General features: G+C 70.3%; 18 protein-coding genes and 1 pseudogene. 7 read left to right on the plus strand and 12 right to left on the minus strand.

Annotation, left to right across the window (positions count from 1 at the left end):
* Positions 1-560: NAD(P)/FAD-dependent oxidoreductase (locus tag CCN33_RS00345; protein WP_140394439.1), on the minus strand; the 560-nt coding region annotated here is incomplete at its 3' end.
* A 419-nt stretch (positions 561-979) separates the two neighbouring features.
* Here CCN33_RS00345 and CCN33_RS00350 point away from each other — a divergent pair.
* Positions 980-1,852 (plus strand): annotated as a pseudogene (locus tag CCN33_RS00350) (glycoside hydrolase family 16 protein); the annotation flags it as partial.
* A gap of 103 nt (positions 1,853-1,955) precedes the next feature.
* Positions 1,956-3,167 carry a beta-1,3-glucanase family protein gene (locus tag CCN33_RS00355; RefSeq protein ID WP_086689921.1) on the plus strand — a complete coding sequence of 404 codons (1,212 nt, stop codon included), beginning with the start codon at positions 1,956-1,958 and terminating at the stop codon, positions 3,165-3,167.
* Between the two features lie 69 nt (positions 3,168-3,236).
* Here CCN33_RS00355 and CCN33_RS00360 read toward each other — a convergent pair whose 3' ends face one another.
* Complete coding sequence (locus tag CCN33_RS00360; protein ID WP_086689923.1) at positions 3,237-3,683, minus strand: hypothetical protein; 447 nt, start codon at positions 3,681-3,683, stop codon at positions 3,237-3,239.
* A 366-nt stretch (positions 3,684-4,049) separates the two neighbouring features.
* Here CCN33_RS00360 and CCN33_RS00365 point away from each other — a divergent pair, with 366 nt between their 5' ends.
* The gene (locus CCN33_RS00365; protein ID WP_140394440.1) at positions 4,050-4,658 is read left to right on the plus strand and encodes a hypothetical protein; all 609 of its coding nucleotides are present in this window, start codon (positions 4,050-4,052) and stop codon (positions 4,656-4,658) included.
* 144 nt (positions 4,659-4,802) lie between these two features.
* Positions 4,803-6,218, plus strand: a complete 1,416-nt coding sequence (locus tag CCN33_RS00370; protein ID WP_086689927.1) for a sugar porter family MFS transporter — start codon at positions 4,803-4,805, stop codon at positions 6,216-6,218.
* A 9-nt stretch (positions 6,219-6,227) separates the two neighbouring features.
* On the opposite strand, the gene CCN33_RS00375 is transcribed toward CCN33_RS00370, so the two are convergent.
* Entirely contained in the window at positions 6,228-6,653 is a 426-nt protein-coding gene (locus CCN33_RS00375; RefSeq protein ID WP_086689929.1) for an ATP-binding protein, read from the minus strand.
* Positions 6,654-6,762: 109 nt separating this feature from the next.
* Here CCN33_RS00375 and CCN33_RS00380 point away from each other — a divergent pair, with 109 nt between their 5' ends.
* The gene (locus CCN33_RS00380; RefSeq protein WP_086689947.1) at positions 6,763-7,464 is read left to right on the plus strand and encodes an SDR family oxidoreductase; all 702 of its coding nucleotides are present in this window, start codon (positions 6,763-6,765) and stop codon (positions 7,462-7,464) included.
* Positions 7,465-7,534: 70 nt separating this feature from the next.
* On the opposite strand, the gene CCN33_RS00385 is transcribed toward CCN33_RS00380, so the two are convergent.
* The 7 genes from CCN33_RS00385 to CCN33_RS00415 form a co-directional block, all read right to left on the minus strand.
* A complete protein-coding gene (locus CCN33_RS00385; protein WP_086689931.1) occupies positions 7,535-7,918 on the minus strand; it encodes a DUF3618 domain-containing protein in 384 nt (127 codons plus the stop codon).
* Complete coding sequence (locus CCN33_RS00390) at positions 7,915-8,331, minus strand: phage holin family protein (protein WP_086689949.1); 417 nt, start codon at positions 8,329-8,331, stop codon at positions 7,915-7,917. Before CCN33_RS00390 ends, CCN33_RS00385 begins: the two co-directional genes overlap by 4 nt.
* 130 nt (positions 8,332-8,461) lie before the next feature.
* A complete protein-coding gene (sbnA, locus tag CCN33_RS00395; RefSeq protein WP_086689933.1) occupies positions 8,462-9,487 on the minus strand; it encodes a 2,3-diaminopropionate biosynthesis protein SbnA in 1,026 nt (341 codons plus the stop codon).
* 35 nt (positions 9,488-9,522) lie between these two features.
* Positions 9,523-10,590 (minus strand): 2,3-diaminopropionate biosynthesis protein SbnB, encoded by a 1,068-nt coding sequence (sbnB, locus tag CCN33_RS00400; RefSeq protein ID WP_086689935.1) that lies wholly within the window; start codon positions 10,588-10,590, stop codon positions 9,523-9,525.
* On the minus strand, positions 10,587-11,591 hold the full coding sequence (locus CCN33_RS00405; protein ID WP_086689937.1) for a TauD/TfdA family dioxygenase: 1,005 nt from the start codon (positions 11,589-11,591) through the stop codon (positions 10,587-10,589). Before CCN33_RS00405 ends, sbnB begins: the two co-directional genes overlap by 4 nt.
* Before the next feature lie 47 nt (positions 11,592-11,638).
* Entirely contained in the window at positions 11,639-14,860 is a 3,222-nt protein-coding gene (locus CCN33_RS00410; protein ID WP_086689939.1) for a non-ribosomal peptide synthetase, read from the minus strand.
* A gap of 11 nt (positions 14,861-14,871) precedes the next feature.
* Positions 14,872-17,445 carry a Pls/PosA family non-ribosomal peptide synthetase gene (locus CCN33_RS00415; RefSeq protein ID WP_086689941.1) on the minus strand — a complete coding sequence of 858 codons (2,574 nt, stop codon included), beginning with the start codon at positions 17,443-17,445 and terminating at the stop codon, positions 14,872-14,874.
* Between the two features lie 325 nt (positions 17,446-17,770).
* On the opposite strand from CCN33_RS00415, the gene CCN33_RS00420 reads away from it, so the two are divergent.
* A complete protein-coding gene (locus CCN33_RS00420) occupies positions 17,771-18,730 on the plus strand; it encodes a Dyp-type peroxidase (RefSeq protein WP_086689943.1) in 960 nt (319 codons plus the stop codon).
* An 89-nt stretch (positions 18,731-18,819) separates the two neighbouring features.
* Positions 18,820-19,212, plus strand: coding sequence for a VOC family protein (locus CCN33_RS00425; protein WP_086689945.1), 393 nt, complete (start codon positions 18,820-18,822; stop codon positions 19,210-19,212).
* A 63-nt stretch (positions 19,213-19,275) separates the two neighbouring features.
* Here the strand turns inward: CCN33_RS00425 and CCN33_RS00430 are convergent, their stop codons facing one another.
* Complete coding sequence (locus CCN33_RS00430; protein WP_031183373.1) at positions 19,276-19,581, minus strand: DUF4235 domain-containing protein; 306 nt, start codon at positions 19,579-19,581, stop codon at positions 19,276-19,278.
* Positions 19,582-19,609: 28 nt separating this feature from the next.
* Positions 19,610-20,310, minus strand: a 701-nt coding sequence (locus CCN33_RS00435; protein ID WP_208621619.1) for a glutathione S-transferase C-terminal domain-containing protein, incomplete at its 5' end; no start/stop codon positions are given.

Consider the following 20,310-nt stretch of genomic DNA (forward strand, 5'->3'; position numbering starts at 1 on the left):
ACCCGCCCCCGCTCCTGCGCGAGTGCCGTGACGTGGGTCTTGAAGCGGAAGCGCGCTCCCGCCCGCTCCGCCTCCTCCACCAGCAGCCGCGTCAGCAGCACGGGGTCCACCGCGCCGTCGGAGGGTACGAACAGGGCACCCAGCGCCCGCTCCGGGTCGACCAATCCGGGAGCCAGTCCGGCTGCCTCGACGGGACCCAGCACCCGTGCCGTCAGTCCGAGTCGGGCCCCGTGCTCCACGTCGTGGTGCGCCCGCTCCAGCCGTGCCGGACCGGTGGCCACCTCCAGGCAGCCGACCTGCCAGAACGCTGTGCCACCCGGCAACGCGCCGTACTGCGCGACGCTGTCCTGGGCCAGCGCGCTCAACTCCGCGCTGGCGCTGAGCTGCCCCACGAAGCCGGGGGCCAGTCCCGTAGAGCCCGGCAGCTCCGGGCGGCTCCGCACGTCGAGCACCACCACGTCGTCATGGCCCAACCGGGTCAGATGGCACGCGACCGATGCGCCCACCACTCCGGCACCGACGACGACCACCCGCTCGGACACCCGTTGCCCACCGCTCATCGCACACACCTTCCAGCCCACGCTCACCGAGGCACCAGGGTCCACCCGTGCGGACGGTGCGTACAGACGCACGGCCGCTCAGTGACAACCGCCGCACCCTCGCTCACGTCACCCCCGCCCGTGTCCCGGCCGGACTTAAGTGGGGGTTAATCGAGGGTTAAACGTCGTCCGGTGAGGTTGTTGTTTGTTCAGATACCCGCTGCTCATGGGCGTTTTGAGGGGTTGTCGGGGCGGTTGGAGCCGGTGGGGCCGAGGCGTATGGTCGGGGCCTGCCGGTGGTGCTCGCCGTTCGTGTGAGAGCGCTCTCAGGCCTTCGGGTCCGGTGCGTGCGGTGTGCTCCTCCGGCGCCCGTCCCTTCCCCCACGGTCGAGGGCGTGCCCCGTACGTCCCCCCCACAGAGAACAGGGTGTGTTCAGGTCATGGCTGGTCATCGTTTACGCCGCTGGTCCTACCGCGGACTGATCTGCGGAAGCGCCGCCGCGCTCGCCGCCGGTGTGCTGCTCAACACCACGGGCCCCGGCGCCCACCGCGCCGACGCGGCGCCGGCGGCCGCGCTGAGCTGGTCCGACGACTTCGACGGCGCCGCGGGCAGCGCGCCGGACAGGTCCCGCTGGACCCTGGAGACGGGCGGCAGCGGCAACGGCAACCACGAGCTGCAGTACTACACGAACAGCACCGACAACGCCGCCCTCGACGGCAACGGCAACCTGGTCATCACCGCCCGCAAGAACACCGACCCCAACCTGAACTGCTGGAACGGGCCCTGTCAGTTCACCTCCGCACGGCTGAACACGGCGCAGACCTTCACGCAGAAGTACGGCCACTTCGAGGCCCGCATCAAGATCCCGCGCGGCCAGGGCATCTGGCCGGCCTTCTGGATGCTGGGCGACGACCTCGGCAGCACGGGCTGGCCGGGCAGCGGCGAGATCGACATCATGGAGAACGTCGGCAAGGAGCCCTCCACGGTCCACGGCACCATCCACGGCCCCGGCTACTCCGGCGCGGGCGGGATCGGCGCCGCGTACAACCTGCCGAACGGCAAGCCGTTCGCCGACGACTTCCACACCTTCGCGGTCGACTGGAGCCCGTCCGGCATCACCTGGTCCGTGGACGGCCAGAACTACCAGACCCGCACCCCGGCCGACGTGAACGGCAACAAGTGGGTCTACGACCACCCCTTCTTCATCATCCTCAACCTCGCGGTCGGCGGAGACTGGCCCGGCAGCCCCGACGCCGGTACGTCCTTCCCGCAGACGATGACCGTGGACTACGTCCACGTCTCCGCCCAGAACTGAGGTCCGGGGGCCGGGAGTCGCCAACCTCTGGCCCCTCCGACCGTCCCCGTGCTGTCCCGGCTCCGGCCGGGTGCTTCCCCCACTGCAAGGAGTTCCCCGCATGTCGCCTCGTCACCAGCGCAACCTGACCCGCCGCAAGCTGATGTTCGCCCTGGGCGGCGCGGCCGTGGCCATCCCCGCGGGCGCCGCCATCGCGCCCTTCGCCCTCGCCGACCAGCCGGGTGACACTGGCGGCGACAAGACCCGCGCCGCGTCGGGTTCGCTGCCGGTGACCGTCGTCAACAACAGCGGCTCGTTCGACAACGGCTCCGTGAACGTCTACGTGGTCGGCAACGTCGACGGCAAGCAGGTCCGCCTCAAGCAGGACGGCACCCTCGCGCCCATCGCCGTCTCCGACAACGGCGCCGACGGCTTCACCGACTACGCGATACCGCTCGCGGGCAGCGGCGAGACCAAGCTGTCCCTGCCGTTCATGTCGGGCCGTATCTACGTCTCGCTCGGCGACAAGCTGAAGATGAAGGCGGTCACCGACGGCAACGGCGACGCGGCGCTGCAGTTCCCGGCCGGCTGGGTCGAGTCCGACCCCAACTTCGGTGTGCTGCACGACTGTGCGGAGTTCACGTACAACGCGTCCGGCATGTTCTGCAACACCACGATGGTCGACATGTTCAGCGTGCCGATGAGCATCCGGCTCACCGGCGAGAAGGACCAGACGACCGGCGGCATCCGGGACGGGGGCCGCGCCGCAGCGTTCGCCGCCGTGAAGGAGGTCGCGGAGTTCTCCAAGCTGGTCGTCGACGACAAGCGCATCATCGCGCCGGGTCACGGGCTGGACGCGGGTCTGTTCGCCAAGGACTACTTCGCGCCGTACATCGACGAGGTGTGGTCCACCTTCACCGGCAAGGACCTGAAGATCACGACCAATGCCGGCACCTTCACCGGCCGGGTCCGCGGCGACCGCTTCACCTTCGACGGGCCGGCGTCGGTGTCCTTCGCCAAGCCCTCCACCCGCGACGTCCTCTTCTGCGACGGCAACCTCGCCGCCCCCAACGACGGCACCACCGGCCCCGTCGCCGCCGTCCTCGGCGCGGGCTTCAACCGCTCGACGCTGCTCACCGACACCGCGCAGCCCAGCACCGACCCGGCCGCCTTCTACCAGGGCGAGCTGACCAACCACTACTCCAAGGCCATCCACGCGGCCACCAAGGACGGCAAGGCGTACGGCTTCGCCTTCGACGACGTCGCCGACTTCGCCTCCTTCATCCAGGACACGGCGCCCTCCGGCTTCACTCTCACGCTGACGGCGTTCTGATCCACCTCCCGACACCACACTGCTCCCCGCCTCAAGCCGAGGCGGGGAGCAGTGTGGTGTCCCTGGTGGTCAGCAGGGACGGATGTGCCAGACCGGCGTCCAGGACGCCGTACCGCTCTGCGGGGCCCGGCTGCTCCACCGTTCGGTGCCGTTCTCGTTGTAGAACCGGGCCACGGTGCCGCTGCTCTGGTTGTTGTTGAAGTAGCCGTCCCCGATTCCGTAGAAGTCGTAGTAGCCGCAGTAGTAGTAGTCGTAGCGCTTGCCGTTGCCGTCCTGGATACACAGGTGCCCGGCGCTGCAACTGATCGCGGCGGCGTCGGAGACGGCGAAGGTCACCGTTCCGCCGGGCATCGTCGCCTTGTCCGCCGCCAGCTGCCGCTCGCCGGGGTGGGCGGCCAGATAGCTGTCGATCCGGCTCTGTACACCGCTGGCCGCCGACGCGCTCCCTACCAGCAGCTGACTTCCCGCCAGCGCCACCGCGGCCACCATGACGCCCGCAACTTTGCGCACGCTCATCGTGAAACTCCCCCTTCTCCAGCCCCCGGCCACCGCCACGGACGACGCCGGTCCCGAAGACTGAACCCATCGTCCCGAGTGGATGAGCTGCCCTTGAAGCCCGATTCCGGTCATTGGACCCGACCCGGCTCCCACCGGGGGCGCACACGCACCCCAGCCCCCGTCCCTTCGCACTACGAACCGTTTCAGCAATCGCCCCAAGAGAAGTGCTCCGCAGAGCCGAGGAAGCGACTCCTGTATCGCGGGCACCATCCGTCTCCCACAACCGGACCCTTCGAGTGACCAGTTGTCGGTCCAGGCCGGTGCGGGCCCAGGGAGCGGGTCGGGGAGACTGTCCCCTCGGATCAAGGGGAGAGGCTGTCGAGTATGAAGCGTGGGTTTCGAGGGCTGGTGACGGTCGCCGTCGTGCTGGCCGGGAGCGGTTGCGCCGCCGACGCACTGCCGGCGCGTCCCGCCGGTGCCCGCCTCGCGCCGTCCGGACGGACCTGCCCGCACGGAACCTTCCGGTGGGGCAAGGTCGTGCAGAGGCAGGTGCTGGCCGGGGTGTCGGACGCCCGGCGCTTCGATGTACGGCCCGGGGTCACCGTCCACGCGACCTTCGAGGCGGTTCCCGTCCGCTCGCTCCACGCGGGCGTCACACCGGCCGAGGGCACGCTGGACCGGCGTGCCGCCGTCGCAGCGCTGGAGAGGAAGACCGGCGTCGAACTTGCCGACGCCGGAGAGGACTTCAGCCTTGGTGGGGACAGGGTGCAGGAGGTGTCGTTCGAGAAGTCGGCGGGCGTCCTGTTCTACGCCGTCGCCGTCACCACCTACGAGGCGTCCTTCGCTTACTACTGCGCCCCGGCAGACGGGACACCGACACGCGGCACCGTGGCCACCTGGTCACCGGTGGCGTACGGGGATCTCGTCAAGTGCGGGATCGACGAGAAGCTGGAAGCGGCGAGCGTCGAGGCCGAGCGGCTCGTGTGCCGCTGACCAGATCGTTCCGGGCGGGCCGCCCGCGGCCGGTCGGCGCGCTCAGCCGATTCTCCCCGCCGAAGCGAGCCGTCCCGGCTGGGGGACCCCCTCCGACGTACGGTTCTGGCCGGCGGAAACGGTCGAAACCGCCCTGGAGGAACGATGACGCAAGCCGCGGGTCAGGCGCCCCGGACCACCAAGGGGCTGAACGGGTACATGCTGATGGCGGCCGTGGTGTCCGCGATCAGCGGCCTGCTGTACGGCTACGACACCGGCATCATCTCCGGCGCGCTGCTCCAGATCTCCGAGGAGTTCCACATCGGGAACACGATGAAGGAGACCATCGCCGCCGGAATCCTGCTGGGCGCCGTCATCGGCTCGCTGAGCTGCAGCCTGCTGTGCGAGCGCTTCGGCCGGCACCGCACCATCCTGCTGATCTGCTGCGTGTTCATCGCGGGCAGCCTGACCTGCGCGGTCGCCCCCAACGCCGTGGGCCTGGCCCTCGCCCGCGTGCTGCTGGGCTTCGCGGTCGGCGGCGCCACCCAGACCGTACCGATGTACGTGGCCGAGCTGGCGCCCAGGACGATCCGCGGCCGCCTGGTCCTCTGCTTCCAGCTCGCCATCGGCGTCGGCATCGTCATCGCCACGATCGTCGGCGCGACCGAGGCCGTGTCCTGGCGGGTGGCGATCGGCGCGGCCGCCGCACCCGCCCTGCTGATGCTGCTGGGCCAGTTGCGGCTCCCCGAGAGCCCCCGCTGGCTGATCCTCCGCAAGGGCGACGCCGACGAGGCGGAGAAGGTCCTGAAGCGGGTACGCCCCGCGGGCTACGACGTCGACTCCGAGCTGGACGAGATCAGCGCCCTGGCCCGCCGTCAGCGGCGCACCGACCGGAACCACCAGGGCTGGCGCGGCCTGCGGCAGAAGTGGGTGCGTCCGGCACTGGTCGTCGGCTGCGGCATCGCCGTCTTCACCCAGCTCTCCGGCATCGAGATGATCATCTACTACGCGCCGACCATCCTCACCGACAACGGCTTCGATCGCTCCTCGGCGCTCCGGGTCAGCGTGGCGCTCGGAGTGGTCTACCTGGTGATGATGATCGTCGGCCTGTGGATCGTGGACAAGGTCGGCCGCCGTAGGCTCACCCTGATCATGGTGCCCGGAGCAGCCCTCAGCCTCTTCGTGCTGGGCGGCTTCTACATCACCGGCCACGGCACCCGCGCCTACGTTCCCGCCATCGTGGCCTGCCTGCTGACCTTCATGTTCTTCAACGCGGGCGGCCTCCAGCTCATGGGCTGGCTGACCGGCTCCGAGATCTACCCGCTGACCGTGCGGGCCGCCGCCACCAGCGTCCAGTCGGCCACCCTGTGGAGCACCAACCTCCTGATCACCCTCACCCTGCTCAGCATGATCAGCGCCTTCGGGGTGGGCCAGGTGTTCTGGATCTACGCCCTCTTCAACGTCGCCGCCTGGCTGTTCGTCTGGCGGAAGATGCCGGAACTCACCGGGCACAGCCTGGAGGACATCGAACAGCACCTGAAGAACCACGAGTTCCAGCCCGAGGACTTCGCCCGCTCCTGAACCGCACCCTCAACGCGCGGGCCGGAAGCAGGCCGTGACCTCCTTGCCCCGCGGGCACGGGTAGGCGCCCCAGCTGTCGGCCAGCGCGTCCACCAGCAGCATGCCCCGCCCGCCGGTCGCCCCGGTGGTGGGCCTGCGCTGTTCCGGCAGCTGCGGCGAGGCGTCGTGCACGGTGACATGCAGGCACTCGCTGTCCCAGGTCAGCACGAGCTGCGCGGTGGCCCGGGCGTGCACATGGGCGTTGGTGACCAGCTCGGACACGGTGAGCAGCACCGCGTCCACCGTGTCCGGCGCGGTCCGCGCCCAGTCCAGGGTCTCCAGATGGCTGCGCGTCCAGTCCCGCGCCACCTTCACCCCATTGCTGACGGGCAGCGACCGCGCCCACCCCACGGCGCGCAGGGAGGACTCGCTCAAGGAAGATTCATCGACGCTCATGGCATTCGCCTTCCCCGCGATCGCCCCGGCACCCCGCCGAAAGCATTGACTTCGCGAGCACTCGAAGTGATGAGCTCCTCGGTGTCCACGAACACCGAGGGGGATGACCATGAACGACTCACCGGTCGCGCTCATCACGGGCGGCGGCAGCGGCATCGGCGCGGCCGTGGCGCGGCAACTGCTGGAAGCCGGCAACCGGGTCACCGTCACCGGACGTGGCAAGGACCGGCTGCGGGAGTTCGCCGAGAGCGTCGGCGACCCCGGCGAGCTGCTCGTCGTCCCGGGCAGCGCGTCGTCCTACGACGACGTCCGGGACGCGGTGGACCGCACCGTCGAGCGGTACGGGCGGCTGGACACCGTCATCGCCAATGCCGGTGTCGCCACCCACGACTCCGTCGCCGAGGGCGACCCGGCGGGATGGAGCGAGATGGTGCTGACCAACGTCCTCGGCCCGGCTCTGCTCATCCGCGCCGCCGTCGACGCGCTGAAGGAGACCCGCGGCCGGATCGTCCTCATAGGCAGTGTCGCCGGGTTCGTGCATACGCCCGGCAACCTCTACGGGGCGACCAAGTGGGCGGTCACCGGGCTCGCCGAGAACACCCGGCGCCAGGTCACCGAGTACGGCGTCGGCGTCACCCTGGTCGCGCCCGGCCGGGTGGAGACCCCGTTCTGGGACGGCTACGGCAGTCTGCCGCCGGGGCATCTGCTGACCGCCGGCCAGATCGCCGACTCGGTGGTCTGGGCGATCCGGCAGCCGGCCGGGGTGGACGTCAACACCGTCGTCGTGCGTCCGGTCGGCCAGCCCAACTGAGCCGTCGCGACGGGCCCCGGTCGAGCGAACTTGCGCTCGGCCGGGGCCCGTTCGGTACGGAGCACGCGCGCTAGCGGCGCTTGCGGCGGCTCAGCAGGGTCAGCGCGACCACCGCGACCGCGCCGGCGACCAGCAGCTTGCGCTTGTCGCGGACCTGCTCGGGTGCCCGCTCCTGCCAGAGCTGCTCGGCCTGGCCGGCCCTGGCCCGGACCTGGGTCGCCGCGAGGGCGGCCTTCTCCTTGACCGGGTCCGGCACCTTCTCCGCCAGCTTCTGCGCGGTCTCGGCGGTCTGCACCTTGAGCGCGGCCGCCTTCTCCTGGGCGCGGGCCTTGACGTCGGCCTTGTCGGTGAGGGCCTCCACGGTCTCCCCGAGCTCGTGGCGGGTCCGCTCGACCTGCTCCCGAAGCTCCTGCGGGCTCGCGGAGGAGGACTCCTCGAACGGCTGCTGTGTCATCGCTTGGCACTCTCCTTGATCTCGGCCACATCGGCCTTCACACTGTCGATGGTCTGTTCCGGAGCGGGCGGGGCGGCCTGGCCGATCTCCTTCTTGCCGGTCAGGGCGAGCACCCCCGTCACCGCGCCGAGGACGCCGGTGACGATGAGGGCCGCGGCCCACACCGGAAGAGGTACGGCAAGACCGGCGATCGCCGTGGCCACCAGGGCCTGGAGCGTGAGAAAACCGACCAGGCCGGCGCCTCCGAAGAGCCCGCCGCCCTTGCCGTAGCGCTTGCCCTTCTCCTTCATCTCCGCCTGTGCGAGGCGGAGTTCGCCGCGCACCAGCTCGGTGAGCTGCTGCGAGGCGCGTTGCACCAATTCGCCGACCGGCTCCTCACGGGCCACCGCCTGTTCACGGTCGGGTTCGAACATGACCATCACCCCTCCTGCGTATCCGGAAATCCGGATGCCCCGGTTACGCCAAGAGACGCCTGCCAGGGCCCTGTTGCACAGGGCCCTTACACAGGCGGCACCGAGATGGACGGGGCGGGTGGGGAACGTGTCACGGCTGTGGCCAGCGGTCCGCCTCGCGGGGGGCCGGCTCGTCCGTTTCGAAGGGGCTGGCGGACCGGCTCGGGTCGAGGATCTCGTCGCCGAACAGGTCCTGCAGCCAGTTGGTCTGGTACACGGTGTCGAGGTAGCGCTCGCCCAGGTCCGGCGCGATGGCCACCGCCGTCATGTCACGGGTGTCGTGGCGGGCCAGCCAGTGCGCCGCGCCGCTCACCACCGTGCCGGTGGAGCCGCCGAAGAGAAAACCGCGCCGGGCCATCTGATGGCAGGCCCGGATGGTGTCCGCCTCCTCCACCCGGATCACCTCGTTGACGTAGGACTCGTCCAGCAGCGGCGGCCGCATGCTCATGCCGAGACCGGGAATCATCCGGCGGCCGGGCTCCCCGCCGAAGGCGACCGAGCCGACGCTGTCCACCGCGACGATGCGCACCGGGCGGTGCCACTGCCGGAAGTAGCGGGCGCACCCCATCAGCGTCCCGGCGGTGCCCGTACCGACGAACAGCACGTCCAGGCGCGGGAACTGCCGGGCGATCTGCGGGGCGGTCGTGCGGTAGTGCGCCTGCCAGTTGCCGGGGTTGGTGTACTGGCTGAGCCACACGTACCGGTCGTCGGAGGCGCAGAGCGACCGCACGTACTCGATCCGCGTGCCCAGGAACCCGCCGTTCTCGTCCAGGTCCGCCACGATGTGCACCTTGCTGCCCAGGGACTCCATCAGCAGCCGGGTGGACAGATTGCAGCGCGAGTCCGTGACGCACAGGAACTTGTAGCCCTTGCTCGCGGCGATCATGCTGAGCGCCACTCCGAGGTTCCCGGACGAGGACTCGACGATGACGGAGTCCGGCTTGAGGATCCCCTCCCGCTCGGCGCTCTCCACCATCTCGTTCGCGGCCTTCAGCTTGATGGAACCGGCGAAGTTGAAGCCCTCGCACTTCAGGTAGAGGGGACATCCGAGGATCGACTTGAGGTCGACGAAGAGATGGCCTTCGTTGAAGTCATGAGGAGCGGATATGACGGGCACGATGGGCCTCCTGGTGCCGGGGAAGGGCAGCGCTCTCAGCCGTACCGGCGCAGGTCGTGGAAGAAGTTGTCGATGAGGCCGAGGTTCCCTGCGGCGGCCGTCTCGTCGTAGACGTACTTGCCGACGGCGAGGTCGAGGACGCCGAGCCCGAAGGGCGAGAAGACGATCGGCCGGTCGGGCGGCGGCGCTGCCCGGCCGAGCATCACGTCGTTCAGCGTGCCGTTGAGGAAGTCCCGGTTCCCCGTGCGCTGTTCGACCAGGTGCGGGGAGGTGTCGGCCTTCAGGCAGTGCTCGACGTCGTCGACGAAGTTGGCCGACGCCAGCAGGACTTCGGGGGCGAGGTCGCGCAACGAGACGTGCAGGACCACGGGGTTGTGGGAGAACAGCGAGGCGTCGGTGACGTGCGGCTGTCCGGCGACGGTGGCGAAGACCACCAGGTCGCTGGAGCGGATCAGGTCCGCCGCGCTGTCGTGGACCGTGACCTCGGCGCTCGTCCCGCTCAGCCGCAGGTAGTCGCAGAACCCGGCGGCGCTGTCGGCGGCCAGGTCGTGCACCCCGACCGTCTCGAACTCCCAGCCCGTCCCCGCGAGGAAGGTGTGGATGTAGCGGGCGATCAGCCCGGTGCCGAAGAACCCTACGCGGGTCGGACGCGGCCGGTCGCGGCTGAACCAGTCCGCGGCGAGCGCGGCGGACGCGGCCGTCCGGGTCGCGCTGATGATGGAGCTCTCCAGACAGGCGAACGGGTAGCCCGTCGTGGGGTCGTTGAGGATCAGCACCGCCGAGGCGCGGGGGAGCCCCGACCGGACGTTGTCCGGAAAGCTGGAGATCCACTTCATGCCGTCGACGCCCACGGACCCGCCGACCGAGGCCGGCAGCGCGATGATCCGCGAGCTGGGCCGGTCGGGGAAGCGCAGGAAGTAGGACGGCGGGTTCACCGAGTCTCCGGCCCCGTGCAGCCGGTAGGTCGCCTCGACCAGGTCCGTGATCTCCCGCTCGCGCCCGGCGAGCGCCTTCTGCACCTGCTCACCGGAGATGACGGCGAACGTCGGTGAGGCCGGGCCGGGGTGGGCCGGCTGCGCGGTGGTGGGCAACAGGTCGGTCATCGCTCGCTCGCCTCCGGGTTCGTGGCACCGGCGTCCAGTCGGCGCGGGTCGGCCATGCCGACCAGCACCTGCCTGTCCCCGGTGTAGGGCTCCCTGCTGTGCGCGGTGCGCACGTTGTCGACGAGGAGCAGGTCACCGGCCTGCCACGGCTCGCGCCGGGTGTGCTTCTCGTACGTCGCGTTGAGCAGCTCGACGACGTCCTCGCCGATCGGGCTGCCGTCCCCGTGGCGGGTGTTGAACGGAAGCCCGTCCGCGCCGTAGACGTCCACCAGGTACTCGCGGACCTCGGGGGCGAGCGTCCACTCGTTGAGGAACGCGATCTGGTTGAACCAGCACGCCTCGCCCGTCACCGGGTGCCGGACCACGGCCGGGCGCCGCTGCGTGGTGCGCAGCGCGCCGTCCGGCTGCCAGGCGAAGTCGATGCCGTTGGCCCGGCAGTAGCTCTCCACCCCGGCGCGGTCGGCGGTCCCGAACGACTCCTCCAGGGACGCCCCGATCTCGTCGTTGTAGGACCGGGTCAGCAGCCAGCCCTCCCGCTCGAAGCGCGTCCGCACCTCGGCGGGCAGCTCCCGCAGCACCTCCGCCGCGTCCGCCACCGCCGTCGCCCCGCCGTCCTCGGGGGCGGTCAGACAGGCGAACAGCATCAGACCGGGCGGCTCCTGCGTGTAGCTCAGCTCGTGGTGCATGCACATCTGCTGATTCGCCGGCCAGGTCGTGGACACGTACAGCCCTGAACCGAAGGTCTCGCGCGGTGCGAAGGACTCCCGCTCCGTCATCAGACCGCCGGTCAGCCGGGCGAACAGCGCGCCGACCTGCTCCGGGTCCCGCAGCCCCAGGCCCCGCACCAGCAGCGACCCGTGCTCGGCGACCCGGGCGCGCAGCTCGTCGCGGTACCGTGCCGCCCAGCCCGGCACGTCCGGCGGGGTGTCGATACGGGCCACCGGCGGTCTGCCCGGCCGCAGCTCCACGTCGAGCGGGGCTTCCAGGGAAGAGGTCGACATGTCGGATTTCCTTTCGGTCGCCCGCCATTGGGCTGAAGGCAGGAAAGTCAGGAGGCCAGCGGCTCCACGGCGGTCAGTACGGCCTTCGCCGCCTCGGTGGGGCGCAGGCGCGGGAAGTAGTGCCCACCGTCGGGGAGTTCGTGCAGGTCGACACGGTCGGCCAGCAGCAGCCAGTCCCGGTGGGCCCCGGTGTACCCGGCCGTGTACGGGTCGTCGGCGGCCACCACCACCGACACCGGCGCCGAGAGCCGCACCGCCGGAGGGTTCTCCAGGGCCTCCGAGAAGTACCGGTGCGCGGAGAGACAGTCGTGGCGGTAGGCGGCGCCGACGCGCTCGGCGTGCCGGGCGGTCAGTTCCGCCAGCTCGACATAACCACCTTCCTCGGCGAGCCGCGCGGCGATCTCGGCGTCACTGCGGACCGACAGCGCCTCCACGGCGGCATGCCGCTCGGCGGCCGTACCCAGCAGTTGCGCGCCCAGGAACAGCCGTGCCACCTCCACCCCGCGCTCCTCGAGCCTGCGGGCCGTCTCCACGGCCGCCGCGGCGCCGGACGAGTGACCCCACAGCATGACCCGGTTCAGACCGCGGGCGGTGATCTCCGCCGCGACCCGCTCCGCCACCTCGGCCACCGACCCGAACGGCTCCTGCCGCCCGGCCAGGTCGTGCCCCGGCAGCTCCACCGCGAGCACCGGCATCCCGCCGCCCGCCAGCGCGCTCGCCATCGGCTGGAAGTTGACCGCGTTGCCGCCCGCGTAGGGAAAGCACACCAGCGCGCACTCCGGCGTCCCGGTGGCTTCCGCCAGTGGCTGGAGCATCTCCCCGTCCGGCCCGGCAGCGCCGTCCAGCAGGGCGGCCAGGTCGGCGAGGACCGGGTTGCGGGTGATGTCCCTCAGGGACACCGCGCGGTCCAGCGCGATCGTCAGCTTCACCGCCGTCAGGGAGGTGCCGCCGGAGTCGAAGAAGTGGTCCGTACGGCTGATCCGCTCCTCGGCGATGCCGAGCAGTCCGGCCCAGACGGCCGCGAGCCTGCGCTCGGCCGGGGTACGCGGCGCACGGTCCCCGGCGTCGTCTCTCACGGCCGGCGTGCTCTGCTCGGCCAGCCGGGTGAGCGTCTTGCGGTCGATCTTGCCGTTGGCCGTCAGCGGGAGGGCCGACTGCCAGTGGAAGGCGGCAGGGACCATGTAAGCGGGCAGCCCCGCCCCCAGGGCGTCCCGCAGCTCGTCGACGGACAGTTCGCGCCCCGCGTAGAACGCGACCAACTGCTTGCCCTGCCCAGCCCGTTCGGCCACGACCACCGCACCGTCCCGCACCCCGGGCACCCGCAGCAGCGCGTTCTCGATCTCGCCGATCTCGATACGGAAGCCCCGGATCTTGACCTGGTTGTCCCGGCGCCCCAGGAACTCCAGCTTGCCGCCGGGATGCCAGCGCCCCCAGTCACCGCCCAGATAGAGCCGCTCACCCGGCCGGTACGGGTCCTCCCGGTACGCCTCACGGGTGCGCTCGGGATCATTGACGTAGCCCCGGCCCACGCAGACACCGGAGAAGGCGATCAGGCCCGGCGCGCCCAGCGGCACCAGCTCCAGCCGCTCGTCCACGACCAGAACGCGGACGTTGTTCACCGCGCGCCCCAGCAGGACGCGGTCGCACGGACCGTCGATGATCTCGTGGTTGGTGTCGTCCGACGTCTCGGTCAGGCCGTAGGCGTTGACCAGCTTGATGCCCGGCTGCACGGCGAACCAGCGCTGCACCAGCTCCGGTTTGAGCGCCTCGCCGGTCACGGACACGAAGCGCAGGTCCGGGAAGTCCCGCGGGTGCCGCTCCAGGTAGGAGACCAGGACCTCCAGATAGGAGGGCACGAGCTGGGTGACCCCGACCCTGCTGTTCACGAGCGTGTCGGCGAACCGCTCCACGTCCATGAGCACGTCCTGCTCCACCAGCAGTGTCCGACCGCCCACCAGCAGGGCGGAGACGAGCTGCCACAGCGAGATGTCGAAGCACTGCGGCGCCGTCTGCGCCACCACCCCGCCCTCGCCGACACCCAGGTCGTCGATCTTGGCGAAGAGATGGTTGAGCATCCCGGCGTGCTCGCACATCGCGCCCTTCGGCTCGCCCGTGGAACCGGAGGTGAAGTAGATGTAGGCCAGTTGACCGGATTCCACCGCCACACCGAGGTCGTCCTCGGCGTGCCCCTCCGTGTACGCGTCACCGACGAGCAGCCGCTCGGCGCCGGGCATCTCGGCCAGCGCCTCGTCGAGCGTGGCCGTGCTGCCCGACTCGGTCAGCACCAGCCGGCACCCGGCCCGCGAGAGGGTCGCCGCGATACGGCCCGGCGGGAAGTGCGGCTCGATCGGCAGATAGGCGCCGCCCGCCTTGAACACGGCCAGCGTCGCGGCCAGCCAGTCGAGGTTGCGCTCGGTGACCACGGCCACCACGTCCTCCCGGCCCAGCCCGCGCGCCACCAGCGCCCGCGCCAGCCGGTTGGCCCGGCGGTTCAGTTCCCCGTACGTCCACCGGCGGTCGCCGTGCACCGCCGCGACGGCGTCCGGGTGCCGGCGTACGCGCCGCTCGAACAGTTCGTGGGCCCGCGCGTCCGGCAGCTCCCGCTCCGGGCCGGCCAGCCCCGCCAACTGCTCGTGCCGCTCCTCGGCCGACAGCAGGCTCTGGTGCGTGTGCTCGGCGTCCGGGTCGGCCGCCATCAGCCCCAGCGCCCGCAGATGGTACCCGGCGACACGGTCGGCGCTCCGGGCGTCCAGGACGTCCGTGCGGTACCGGAGGACCAGGCGCCGCTCGGCCTCGGACCAGTGGACGTGCAGAACACGGGCGCCGGAGAGAGGGCTGTTCCCAGGGCCGCACGTCACCTCGAACGCCGGTTCCGTCAGCCCCAGTTCGCGGCGCAGGTCCGCCACGGCGAAGTCCCGGTGGGCCAGCACCTCCGACTCCGCGCGGTGGGCGGCTCCGGCCAGCGAGCGCCAGGTGCCGGGGGAGACGGTGAGGCGGCACGGCAGCGACTCGGCGTCGACGGTGTACCCCGTCACCACGTCCTGCTCGCCGGTCAGGGCGGAGAGCACCTTTGCGTGGGCCGCCAGCAACAGAGCGTCCGCGGGCACGTCCAGCCGTCTGGCCAGGTCGCCCAGCGACTCGGGCAACGGCACCCCGCACTCGGCCGTACCGGGGACGGGCACCTCTGCCCAGCGCGGTACCGCGGTGAATCCGCCGGCGGTCAGCACGCCGCTCCAGAACTCCCGGTCCGCCTGCACAAGCGTTCCCATCGGATGCTCCCTCACTTCACGGACGCCGCGGCGGCGCTGTCGACGGACGGTGGGGTCCTTTGGCCGGAACCGGCGGGCAGCACCGCTGCCTCCGGCATCTCCACGGCGGGGTTGCCGCCCCAGCGGGCGTGCGCGGGGACCTCCTCGCCCTTCATGAGGAAGGAGTCGGGCGCCAGCCGCGCGCCGTCGCCCATGGTCACGCCGTAGTGCACGTGCGCGCCGACGCCCAGGGTGCAGCCCGCGCCCAGCGTGCTGATGTCGGACTTGAACGTGCCGTCCTCCTGCGAGTGGCACTGGACCTTGCTGCCCGCGTTCAGGGTGCAGTCGTCGCCGATCACGGCGAGCGTGCGATCCGTCATGTAGCAGCCGTCGTCGAACACCCTGCGGCCGACGCGGACACCTGTCAGGCGCCAGACGAGGGCCTTGAAGGGGGTGCCGTTGTAGATGTTCAGATGCCGGTCCGGCACCTTCCACAGGCGCTCCTGGGCCCAGAAGGCCGGGTCGTAGATGGAGCACAGCATGGGGCGGAGCCGGCGGAAGCGGGTGAGGCAGCGCTCCAGCAGCACGTAGTAGAGCGTGGTGACGATCAGCGTCAGCGCCATGTAGGTGGCGATCACCACGTGCCCGAGCACGCCGTACAGCTCCACCGTGGCCAGGCCCAGCAGGGTGAGCCCGAGGACGTGCAGCCAGCGCACGAACAGCATGAAGGCCATCGAACGCAGGTTGTAACGATTCTTCGCGGCGAGGCTCCGGCGCAGCGCGTCACCGGACCTGAACTTGTCGAACCGGCTGTCGCGCTCCACCGACCTCGGGATCTCGAAGCACGGCGAACCGAGGAGCCCGACCCCCTCGCGGACCTCGCCGTCGAGCGGCACCATCACCTTCGTGGCCAGCAGGCAGTTCTCCCCGGTCCGGCCGCCGATGGGGTAGGCGATGTTGTTGCCGAGGAAGTTGCGCGCCCCGATCGTCGCGCGCGACACCCGGAACGACGTGGCCGAGTAGTCCGCGTTGACGACGGAGAGCCCGTCGGCCACCATCGTGCCGCTGCCCACCGTGACCAGCAGCGGAGTCTCGTGCTGCATCTCGGTGCCGAAGTTCGACCCGGTCTGCTCCACGTGCGAGAGGTCGTACCCGATACCGCGCAGGTAGTGCACGACGTACGAGCTGTCGCCGAAGAGCCAGGCGAAGAACTTGATGTTCGTCATCCGCGCGGTCGCCCGGTGCACCGCGTACCGGAACCCGTAGAGCGGGAACACCCGATCCGGCGGCACCACCAGGTGCAACAGGCGCGGCAGGGTGCACAGCAGGCCGAGGCCCAGGACGACGAAGCCCACGAACAGCACCAGGGAGAGCACGACCGCGTCGGTCACCAACTCGCCCGGGGGAAGCGCCGTCCGGGCGTCGAGCCGACGGCGGACCGCGGGTACCGCGTCGAACAGGATGTACAGGCCGCCCACCCCGAGCGGGATGTACAGCAGGAACAGCTGGAGCAGCGAGGCCAGCCCGAACCAGACCCGGCGGCCGGTGCCGCAGCGAGCGGGCGCGACCCGCAGGTAGTCGACGTCGGTGGTCTGCGCGGGGGAGCCGTGCTGGTGCTCGCCGGCCGGGACGGACTGGCCGCGGTGCAGCGACGAGGAGTGCCCGAGCTGGGCGCCGTCGCCCATCGAGGTGTCGATGTCCAGAACGGTCTTCTCCCCGATGTACACGTCCCGGCCGATGCTGATCCGGCCGGTCTGGATGTACCCCGCGTGCGCCCGGTAACCGAGGAAGAACGAGTCCTTGCGGATGACCGTGCCGGAGCCGATCGTCAGCAGGTCCGTGCAGACCGGTACCGAGTGGGAGAGGATCGTGACGCCCTTGCCGATCCGGGCGCCCAGGGCCCGCAGGTAGAACACGTACAGCGGGTTGCCGATGAACAGGATCATCGGATTGGCGTGCAGCAGTGCCTTGACGACCCAGAAGCGCAGGTAGGCGAGGCCCCAGAGCGGGAACTCACCGGCTTTCCAGCGCCCGACCAGCACCCACTTGGCGACGACCGGGAACGCGCACAGGGCCACGAATCCGACTCCGCCGAAGACCAGGGACCGCAGGTACACGTCCCACACGCCCGTACTGGTGGCCACCCATTCGTAACCGCCGGCGGTGGCGAATCCGGCGACCAGCGAATATCCCAGGAAGATCAGCAACTGGGCCGTGCCGCAGAGGGTGTGGGAAAGGCCGCTCGCCCGCCGGACCGGCTCCGGGGGCATCCCCAGAGCGGTGGGAGCGGGGGCTGACGGGGTTCCCGTGAGCCCCTCCGCCAGGGCGCGGATCGTCGGGTACCGGTAGATGTCCTTCATGGACGGGGAGGGCAGATCCTCCCGCTTGCGGACCCGTGCGCAGAATTGCGCCATGACCAGGGAATTGGCACCGAGACTCTCGAAGAAGTGCGCATCGGCCGGAACGTTCTCCACACCCATGACGTCGGCCAGCACATCCGCCAGCCGCAATTGGGTCTCGCTCACCGCCGGGCCGCCAACCTGCCGTGCCACGAGGGTTTCGTCGTCCATTCCTTCTATATGGACGTCCGAGGACTGTTCCACCATGTGATCTCCTGCGAGAACGTCTGGATAGCTTGCTCGGCCACGTGCTCTTCTCTGATCACGAACTGCTGAATCAGTTTCGGCCCGGCGCGGTGAGGCTGCCACTTCGAATCGATCAACCCGTGGGCCGGAAAGGCCCCGGCAGGCCCGTCATTTCTGGGCAGGCGCAGGTGTCCGGGCCCCAAGGGATCACCTGTTTGGCGGACCTTTCCGGCGCCGCCGCCGGTGGCGGACCGCCCTGCGGTGTCGGATGCTGGACGGGCCGGATTCCGCCTGCCACGCACCGCCCTGCCCGCTCGCCCCCGCGGGCCGCCCATCGGGAGAGGCCATGGATCACAGCGCCGTCGCCAAGCAGGACCTGAGGACCGAGCCGCAGTACATCGACGCGCCGATGACCGCCGCGGCCGCCTTCCTGGTGCTGACCATCAACAGCGGCGACGAGGCCATGGAGAAGGCACGCTCGGTGGTGGCGAGCATCGAGGACCTGCTCAAGGACATCAAGATCCAGGTGAACACCGGGATCTTCACCTGTAATCTCGGTATCTCGCACCACGCCTGGGAACCGCTGACCCGGAAACCGCTGCCGAAGGAACTCAGGCCTTTTCAGGAGATCCGGGGCGCTCAGCACACGGCGGTGGCCACCGAAGGTGATCTCCTTTACCACGTACGCGCCGATTCCGTGGATCTCGTCGTGGAATTCGAGAAGATTCTCCTCGAGGCGTTCGGTGATTCCGTGACGGCCGTGGACGATGTCACCGGATTCCGTTACTACAACGGCCGCGACCTCCTGGAATTCGTGGACGGCACCGCCAATCCGATCGGCCTCTCCCTGCCGGCGGCCACCCTGGTCGGCGAGGAGGACCCGGCGTACACGGGCGGCAGCTACGTCGTCATCCAGAAGTACCTGCACGACCTCAAGGACTGGCGCGCCCAGACCACCGAGACGCAGGAACAGATCATCGGCCGTACCAAGTTCGACAACATCGAACTCCCCGACGCGACCGAGGGCCAGAAGTCGCACAAGACCCTGTGCACCATCGAGGACGCCGAGGGCGAGCACGACATCCTCCGCGACAACATGCCGTTCGCCACCCCCGGCAAGGGCGAGTACGGCACCTACTTCATCGGCTACTCCCGGCACCTGTGGGTCACCGAGAAGATGCTGGAGCGCATGTTCATCGGGGACCCGCCGCCGCTGCACGACCGCATCCTGGACTACTCACGGGCGGTCACCGGCGTCACCTTCTTCTGCCCGCCCCGGAAGTTCCTCGTCGACCTCGCGGACTGAGCCGCCCGGAAACGCCCCCCGGGAGGATCGCCGACTGAATCGGGCGGGCCGGGACAGTCGCAGGGGGAGGCGACTTTCTGGGAGGAAGCATGACCCTGGTCAAAGCGGGCGTGGTGGTGCTCGACTGTGCCGAGCCGGAGAAACTGGCCGCGTTCTACGAGGAGTTGCTGGACGGCGAACAGACCGTCGCCTCCGCCAACCTGGTACAGATCCGGGGCGCGGACGGCTTCCGCATCGCCTTCCGCCGCGATGTCAACGCCACGCCCCCGAGCTGGCCCCGACCGGAGAACTCGCTGCAGGCGCACCTCGAGTTCATGGTGGACGACCTGGACGGGGCCGAGCGGCGCATCGTCTCGCTGGGCGGCCGCCCCCTGGAGACACGGGACGCGGTGGGCCCGCACGAGGAGCGCAGCTACTCGGACCCGTCGGGACACTCCTTCACGGTGCGGCTCTCCCCGCCGACGGCGCCCAAGCAGGGCTGAGCACGGACGAAGACCGGGGGTGGCGGGCCGATGCGACGCCCGCCACCCCCGGTCCTCGTGTGCTCAGTCCCGGCCGCCCTTCTCGGCCACCGGCCACACACCCGTCGACCGCTCGATGGCCTTGGCCCCCGTACGGTCCACGGCGCTGCGCACCACCGCGAAGATCGCGCCCTGGACGGCCGCCGCGAGCAGCACCTCGCCCCAGCCCCGGTCGCGGTCCAGCGCGTCGGGCGCGTCCTCCTCGTGCCGTATGGCCATCCACGCCTTGCGGAAGGCCAGTCCGGCCAGCGCGCCGCCGGCCCAGCTCATCACGAAGCCGACCGGCTTGTAGGTGAGCGAGAGTTTCTTCTTCGTCTTGTTCTTCGCCATGTCACGCTTCTTCCTCGTCACGCCCTCCTCATGCAGGCAGACCTCGGGGCCCCACCCGCTCGTGCGGAGCCACGGGGCCCGGCGGGGTGCCGTCACCGAACGGCCGGCCGCCCAACTCCTCGCGGTGGTGCGGGCTCAGCCAGCCGGCGAGGTCCGGGCCGAGCGGCACGATCCCGGTCGGATTGATGCCGGAGTGGACCTGGTAGTAGTGCCGCTTGATGTGGTCGAAGTCGACCGTGTCCCCGAACCCCGGCGTCTGGAACAGGTCCCGCGCGTACCCCCACAGCACCGGGTTCTCCGTCAGCTTCCACAGATTGCACTTGAAGTGCCCGTGGTACACCGGGTCGAAGCGGACCAGCGTGGTGAACAGCCGGATGTCCGCCTCGGTGATCGTGTCCCCCACCAGATAGCGCTGCCCCGCCAGCCGCTTCGCCAGCGCCTCCAGCCGCCGGAACACCCCGGCGCACGCCTCCTCGTACTCCTCCTGGTCCGAGGCGAACCCGGCCCGGTACACGCCGTTGTTGACGTCCTCGTAGACCTCCGCCATCACCTCGTCGATCTCGTCCCGCAGATGCTCCGGGTACAGGTCCGGGGCCCCCTCGCGGTGCAGGGCCGTCCACTCGGTGGCCAGGTCGAGGGTGAGCTGCTGGTAGTCGTTGGTGACGAGCTCGCCGCTCGGCACGTCCACGATCGCGGGCACACTCACCCCGCCGGGCGCGCCCGGCTCCC

This window comes from Streptomyces recifensis (assembly GCF_002154615.1).
Classification (GTDB): domain Bacteria; phylum Actinomycetota; class Actinomycetes; order Streptomycetales; family Streptomycetaceae; genus Streptomyces; species Streptomyces griseoluteus.